This window comes from Mesorhizobium sp. M7A.F.Ca.CA.001.08.2.1 (assembly GCF_003998455.1).
Classification (GTDB): Bacteria; Pseudomonadota; Alphaproteobacteria; order Rhizobiales; family Rhizobiaceae; genus Mesorhizobium; species Mesorhizobium ciceri.
The window spans coordinates 1-1,144 of sequence record NZ_RZPW01001192.1; the positions used below are offsets into that span (position 1 = coordinate 1).

The 1,144-nt window shown below is 65.9% G+C and carries 2 protein-coding genes; both read right to left on the reverse strand.

What is annotated here, in order from left to right:
- Nucleotides 1-127: 127 nt before the first annotated feature.
- Nucleotides 128-247, reverse strand: a complete 120-nt coding sequence (locus EN914_RS36105) for a hypothetical protein (RefSeq protein WP_013530600.1) — start codon at nt 245-247, stop codon at nt 128-130.
- A 109-nt stretch (nt 248-356) separates the two neighbouring features.
- Nucleotides 357-1,144: hydroxyacid dehydrogenase (locus EN914_RS36110; RefSeq protein WP_164779199.1), on the reverse strand; the 788-nt coding region annotated here is incomplete at its 5' end.

Sequence of the window (1,144 nt, forward strand, 5' to 3'; positions counted from 1 at the left end):
TTATGGAAGCGGTTGCCCGCAGAGCGAAGAGCAGCCATAAACACTGATGCTGCGCCTTGAGCGACTGCCGTCTCGCCGCCGACCCGCGGGCGCGTCCAATGCTACCTTCATCGAACACCGTGAGGCGTCAGCCTGCCGGGCCTGTCGGGCCGATCGGACCGGTCACTCCTGAAGTGGCTTGCTGCGCCGTCACGGCGGAGAGTTTCTGTCGTTTGAGCAGCATCGGCTTTTCATAGATCTTCTTCATGGTCACGGCCTCCCTCCGCAAAGTTCGATTGCGGCAGCGTCATCGCCGGCCGCGCTCCTGTCAAGCCGACCTGGTCGAGGGCCGGCCAACCCGAACGAAAATCCACGCCTCAATTCCTGTCGGCCGGCTTGGAACGCATGCGCGAAACCGTCTCGCGCTCGGCGCGTTTGGAGCGCAGCGGCGGCAGGTCGCGGTCGATCAGGTCCATGTCCTCCAGCACCATATCGCCCATGCGCTTGAAGGCGATGTCGAGCGCGCCGGCGCGGTGAGCCGAGCGCAGGAAGCCGGGCAGGGCGCGCACCGGATGGTCCCGCGCCAGCGGTTCTTCGGGGAAAACGTCGCTGGCGGCGACGATGTGGCCGCTCTTTACCGCCGCCATCAGCGCCGGGAAGTCCACCACGCCGGCGCGGCTGAGCAGGATGAAGGCAGCGCCCTTGCGCATGCCGGCAAAGGCGTCGGCACCGAGAAAACCCTGGTTCTCGCTGGTCACCGAGGCAACGACGAAGATGAAGTCGCTGGTCGACAGCACCTCGTCGAGGGAGGCCGGCTCGACGCCGTTGTCGATGAGGATCGATGGCGGCAGCCACGGATCGAAGACTTTGGTGCGGGTGCGGAAACCCGACAGCAGCCGGTTGAGCGCCCGGCCGAGATCGCCGAAACCGATGATGCCGACATCGGCGCCAGACAAGAGCCGCGCCGTCTGGTTGCCGTCGCCGCCCCACAGTTCCTGTCCCTGGCGGAAGGCGAGGTCGGCATCGACGATGCCGCGGGCGAGATTGAGTGCCATCGCAAGGCCAAGCTCCGCGACCGGCTCGGCGAACACCAGGCCGGTGGTGACGACATGGATGCCGCGCGCGAACAACGTCTCGTAGGGCATGTTGTTGATGAGGTTGGTCT

Bases quoted from the DNA above. Each gene is read 5' to 3' on its own strand.
- EN914_RS36105 (WP_013530600.1), bottom strand. From the start codon at position 247: ATGAAGAAGATCTATGAAAAGCCGATGCTGCTCAAACGACAGAAACTC.